This is a genomic window from Devosia sp. (genome assembly GCF_048261455.1).
GTDB lineage: Bacteria > Pseudomonadota > Alphaproteobacteria > Rhizobiales > Devosiaceae > Devosia_A.
In genome coordinates, this window is record NZ_JBLXGA010000040.1 from 1 (window position 1) to 5,470 (window position 5,470).

At 66.9% G+C, this 5,470-nt stretch carries 5 protein-coding genes; 3 read left to right on the plus strand and 2 right to left on the minus strand.

Annotated features, from left to right (window positions below; all coding sequences use genetic code 11):
- On the plus strand, positions 1-2,263 hold a 2,263-nt coding region (locus ACN0TK_RS18570), incomplete at its 5' end, for an MFS transporter (RefSeq protein ID WP_417311030.1).
- Positions 2,264-2,281: 18 nt separating this feature from the next.
- On the opposite strand, the gene ACN0TK_RS18575 is transcribed toward ACN0TK_RS18570, so the two are convergent.
- The gene (locus tag ACN0TK_RS18575) at positions 2,282-3,460 is read right to left on the minus strand and encodes an N-acetylglucosamine-6-phosphate deacetylase (RefSeq protein WP_417311031.1); all 1,179 of its coding nucleotides are present in this window, start codon (positions 3,458-3,460) and stop codon (positions 2,282-2,284) included.
- Between the two features lie 177 nt (positions 3,461-3,637).
- Here ACN0TK_RS18575 and ACN0TK_RS18580 point away from each other — a divergent pair, with 177 nt between their 5' ends.
- Together ACN0TK_RS18580 and ACN0TK_RS18585 are read left to right on the plus strand one after the other, a co-directional pair.
- Positions 3,638-4,633: a hypothetical protein gene (locus tag ACN0TK_RS18580; protein ID WP_417311032.1), complete on the plus strand. Its 996-nt coding sequence runs from the start codon at positions 3,638-3,640 to the stop codon at positions 4,631-4,633.
- Positions 4,634-4,648: 15 nt separating this feature from the next.
- On the plus strand, positions 4,649-5,050 hold the full coding sequence (locus ACN0TK_RS18585; RefSeq protein WP_417311033.1) for a RidA family protein: 402 nt from the start codon (positions 4,649-4,651) through the stop codon (positions 5,048-5,050).
- Positions 5,051-5,072: 22 nt separating this feature from the next.
- Here the strand turns inward: ACN0TK_RS18585 and ACN0TK_RS18590 are convergent.
- On the minus strand, positions 5,073-5,470 hold a 398-nt coding region (locus ACN0TK_RS18590; RefSeq protein ID WP_417311034.1), incomplete at its 5' end, for an NAD(P)/FAD-dependent oxidoreductase.

The following is a 5,470-nucleotide window of genomic DNA, read 5'->3' on the forward strand; positions in this document are numbered from 1 at the left end:
GCCGGTGAGTACGCCCACCGAACTGACCGACTATGCCAAGCTGCGCCGGCTGCCGTTCTTTTACGCCTATTCGGTGCTGACCGCGACGGCGGTGCTGTGCACGGTGGGTGCGCCGGTGGTGCTCTATGCCGCCGAGCTCGGCATCGACCGCGACATGATCGGGCTGATCGGCGGCATCTTGCCGTTCTTTCAGGTGCTGGGGATCGCCAGCCTGCCGATCATCGTCAAGTTCGGCACGCGGCGGGTGGCGGCGCTGGCGCTGCTGACGCGCTATCTGTTCCTGCTGCCGTTGTTTCTGGCGCCGCTGTTTGCGGCGACGCCGGTGATCAGCTTTGCGCTGATCTTCGGTGCGGTGATGCTCTATGCCGTGTGCCGGACGCTATCCGAAGTCGCGGTAACGCCCTGGTCCCAGGAGTTTTTGCCGCGGTTGGTGCGCGGGCAGATCAGCGGACGGATTGCCATGGCCTATCTGCCGGTGGCGCTGATCGGCTCGTTCATGATCCAGCTGTGGCTGGACGGACAGAGCGGCATCGAGCGGTTCTACCCAGTGTTCGCGATCGGCATCGGCATCGGCATCATCGGCGCGTTGAGCCTGTTCGGCCTCGGTGGCGGCACGGCGCGGGGCGAGGTGGCGCAATGGTCGCAATCGCTCAGGCAGCTCGGCGTGCCACTGCGTGACAGGAATTTCCTCGCGTTCCTGTTTTCCTCGGGCAGCCAGTACCTGATCTTTTCGGCGCTGAACGTGTTCCTGGTGCTGTTCGCGCGCGAGCGGCTGGGGATTTCGAGCGGACAGATCGTCCTGATGGCGGCGCTGATCCCCGTGGGGGCGGCGGCGGGCAGCACCGCTTCGGGCTGGTTCATCGACCGGCACGGGACCCGGGCGATCCGGGTCACGCTCCAGGCGCTACAACTGGCGATGCTCTGCGCCCTGCCCTTCGTGCATGCCGGGCTGCCGGGGATCGACCTGGTGATCGGGCTGGTGTTTTTCCTGTTCGGCTTCGTCGTCCAGGGCGCCATGGTGCCGAGCAATATCTACATGCTGAACTATGTGCCGCCGGCGCAGCGCGAGAGCTATATGGCGCTCGCTTACAGCAGCGACGGCATCTTTGGCGGCGGGCTGACGGTGCTGGCGGGCGTTCTGGTGCAGCAGTTCGAGGTGAACCCGTTGACGCTCGGTCCCGCCGTGCTGGGGGGCTACGAGCTGCTGTTCCTCGTCGCGGCAGTGCTGACCGTCGCCTCGGCGGGGGTGTTCGCGGCGCTGAAGGAAGACGGCGCGACCGGGGTGCGGGACTTTCTCGGGCAGTTTTCGACCGGCAATCCGCTGCGGGCGCTATGGGGCATTCAGCGCTCGGGGAGTTTTACATCGGAGCAGCGGCGGCGCGACCTGGCCTATGGCTTCGGCGGGACGGGCAGCACGCTCGCCAAGGACGAGCTGATCGCGGCGCTGTCGGACCCGAGTTTCGACGTGCGGCACGAGGCAATCCGCGCGCTGGGGCGGCTGCCGCCGACGCCATCGGCGATCCGGGCGCTGGAGAGCGTCTTGAGCTACGACGGGCTGATCGAGCTGCAATATGCGGCGCTCGACTCGCTGGGACAGTTGCGGGCCAAGGGCAGCGCCGAAAAGGTCGCGGCCTTTCTCGACGACCAGAACCGGCTACTGCGCTCGCGCGCGGCGCGTGCGCTGGGCGATATCCGGGCCGAGGCCTATCTGCCGGCAATCCGGCAGATGCTGGCCGAGGACGTGGATATCGACTGTAGGCTGGCGGCCGCCTCGGCGCTGGGCAAGTTCGGTGATCGCGACAGCGTCGGCGAACTGGTGGCAATCTATGTGCAGGTGGCGGCCGAGACCGAGCTGGCGAGCGAGCCGCGCAGCAAGGTGGTGCTGCTGGCGATCGCCAAGATCCTCGGGATCGAGGAGCGCTTTGCGCGCAACTGGCGGCGGGAGGAGCGGATGCCCGGCTATTGCCTGCCCGAGCTGCTGTCGCGGCTGGCCAGAACCCTGCCCGGCGGCAGCGAGGCGAGGCGGGCGCGGCAGCGGCAGTTACAGAGTGTCGCTGCCGACCTCGGCACCGGGCCGGTGGAGGGTGCTTTCGCGGCGCTGCAGGCGCTGGGGCCGGACGTCGGTGCGGCGCGGCACCCGGATGCGCCGCTGGTGCGCGAACTGCTCGAGGGCACGCGGCAGATCAGCCAGCCGCACCGGGCGCTAATGGTGCTGCTGGCGGTGGCGCTGCGCAAGGTGCTGGAGCGGGGCCGGAGCGCTTAGGGCTCAGGTGCTGGACGGTTAGGCTGCGGTCCTGAAGCGGGTTTCGCCGCCGATGATGGTTTGCCGGACGGTGAGGTCGGCGGGATCGAGCAGGACGAAATCGGCGAGCTTGCCTTTCTCGAGGCTGCCGAGATCGGCGGCGCGGCCGATGACGCGAGCCGGGACAGTGGCGCCGGCCTGGGCCGCCTGGACGAGGCTGGCGCCGGCCATGGCGACGTAATTGCGCAGCGCCTCGTCGGAGGTGAGCGAGGAGCCGCAGAGCCCGCCGTCGCGATCGCGCACCGCCTTGCCGGGAGCGCTGGTGACGAAATAGCCGGGGTAGAACTCGAACTCGGTGCCCGGGAGGCCGGCGTATTTCATCGAGTCGGTTTCGAGAAACACCCGGTCGGCGGGCAGTTGCGCGAGGATCCGCAGCAGCTTGGGGTGGGTGTGGATGCCGTCGGCGACGACGCCAAGCGCCAGGTGCCGTTCGGCAAGCAGTGCGTCTGGCAGCGAGAAGACGTGGACGCCCGAGTCGTCGGGCGGCAGGGCGCGCATGACATCGTACATGTGGGTGACGGCGTCGATGCCCCAGCTGACATAGCGCGAGACGTCGTCGGGCGCGGCGCGGCTGTGGCCGAGGTGGATGGAGACGCCCTCGGCCTTGAGCGTGCGGATGAAGGCTTCGGCGCCGGGCAGTTCGGGCGCGATGGTCACGGCGGCGAGGCGGCCATCGGCGCTCTCCAGCATCTGCGCGGCGAGTTCGGCGGAGGGCAGTTGCAGGTTTTCGGGGTTGTGGGCGCCGGGGGAGTTGAAGCACGGGCCTTCGCTGTGAATGCCGAGGGCGCGGGCGCCGGTGGCGGCGGCACAGGCAGTCGAGAGGCGCGCGAGGACGTCCGGAAAGGCGTCGGGCGGCATGCAACCGATCGAGGGCAGAAAGCTCGTCACGCCGCGGGCGGGGAGTTTTGCAGCGGAATCGGGCACGCCATCGGGCGTCGCATCGGAATAAAGGTTGATATCGAAGCCATGCTGGAGCAGATCGATCAGGCCCGGCGCGAGCAGCGCACCGGCGCAGTCGACGGTCTCGAAATCGGCTGCGGTGGCACTGCCCGGCGCGACCAGATCGACAATGCGGTCACCCTCGGTCAGCAGGTCGCGCTGCACGATTTCGGTGGGGGTGATGACCAGGCCACCGGTCCAGTTGCGCTTGACAGCCATCCGGCAATCCCTATTACCATGTTATTATGCTAATGAGTTAACTCAGAAGGCTTTCGGTGTAAACATGGACGCGGCGCCGTTTCATCCCGTGACGCGGGTGCGCTATAGGGGCGCGCAAGCCCAATCCCGTGCCGGCGGCCACGCCGTCGCCGCTCCACCTGTCCGAGGCGCCTGCCCGTGAATGTCGAACTGACGCCGCGCCATCTGCAGTTGCGCGACATGCTGCTGCGCCGCTGGAAGACCAATGGTCTGAAATCCGGCGACAAGATCGAGTCGCAGAACGAGATCGTGCGGTTCTGCGAGTTCTCGCTGATTACCGTGATCAAGACGTTGAAGGACCTCGAAGCCGAAGGCGTGATCCGGCGGCAGGTTGGCCGGGGCTCGTTCCTGGTCAAAGCGCCGTGGGCCGAGGCGCACCACAGGGTCGGGTTTTTCTACAATCGGAATGTCGTCGGCGGCGGCATTTTTAACAATGCCTTTTATACGCGGCTGGTGATCGCGCTGGAGCAGCGCGTGGTGTCCGACGGGCATGAGTTCGTGATGGGCAGCTTTACCCATAACAAGATGCCGGTGTCGCTGTGGGACCGGCTGGACATGGTGATGGTTACCGGCCTCACAAGGGCGAGCGATATCGCCGGGCTGAGCGAGACGACCAGCCAGGTGAGCGTGCTCGACGCTGTGCTGGAACTGCCGGGGGTGCAGAGTTTCCGGCTCGACTATGCCCCGGCCTTCCGCGCGATGTTCGACCGCTTCGGCAACCGGCCCAACCGTGTGCTGTATCTCGACACGGTGCATGTTTCGAGCGAACAGGCGGCCCGGCTGGCGGCCTTCGAGAGCGCGGCGAACGAATGCGACGCGGTGCAGACGCTCGAGGTCACGGCGGTCGACCAGGAAAACGAGGCCGACGGCATGGGCGATCTGCTCGCCAAGATCGCCGCGTTCCAGCCCGACCTGATCTGCGGTTACATGCACCAGCGCTGGCAGGTGGCGATGGCCGAGGCGCTGGCCAAGCCGGTGCGGATCTATCCGTTCGGCCTCGATTCCAGCCGGCCGGGCTTCGTCGTCGAAAGCGACCGCTGGATGGAGGCGATCCTGCCGATCATCTACCACCGGCTGGAGGAACGCCGTTCCGACGGCGAGGTGCACCCCTTCCCCACCCGTTTCGTTCCCTAGTTCAAGGATTTCATCATGCTCAAGCTCGTCAATGGCGGCGCCAAATCCAATCTGCCGTTCAGCCCGGCGTTCATTGCCGGCGACCTGATGTTCGTGTCCGGTCAGGCCTCGGTGGACCGGGAGACCGGCGCCATTGTGTCGGGCAGCTTCGAAGAGGAAATGCGGCGCTCGATCGAGAACCTCAAGGCGATCCTCGAGGCTGGCGGGCTGAGTCTCGACCATGTAGTGAACGTCAAGGCCTATGTGGCCGAAGAGGCGGACCTGGCGCTCTACAACCAGATCTATCCCGAGTATTTCTCCGAGCCGCGGCCGAGCCGCAGCACGATCGTCGGCGTCCTGGGTGCCAAGCTGAAGTTCGAGCTGGACTGCGTGGCGCATGTCGGCGCGCCGCGCGCCGAAGCCGAAGTGGTCGGCTGACCGACAGACCGGCGGCCGTGCCTCAGCCGATCTGTTCGGCGAGGAGACGGCCGGCGGTGGGGCCGAGGGTGAAGCCGTGATGGGCGTGGCCGAAATTGAGCCAAAGCCCTTTCTGCCGATCGGATGGTCCCATGATCGGCAGCATGTCGGGCATGCAGGGCCGGGTGCCGACCCAAGGCTGGTCCTCAACCGGCTTGAGATCACCGAACAGCTCTTTCGCCACCTGGGTCGATCGCGTGATCTGGCGTGGATTGGCGACCGCCTCCATGGTGGTGAGCTCGGCGCCGGTGAGAACCCGCAGGCCCTGACGCATCGGCGACAGGAAGGTGCCGTTTTCGGCATCCATGGCCGGCAGGTCGGGGCCGCCGCCGGTGAAGTGGCGGTGATAGCCGCGCTTGAGCACCATGGGAATGCGATGGC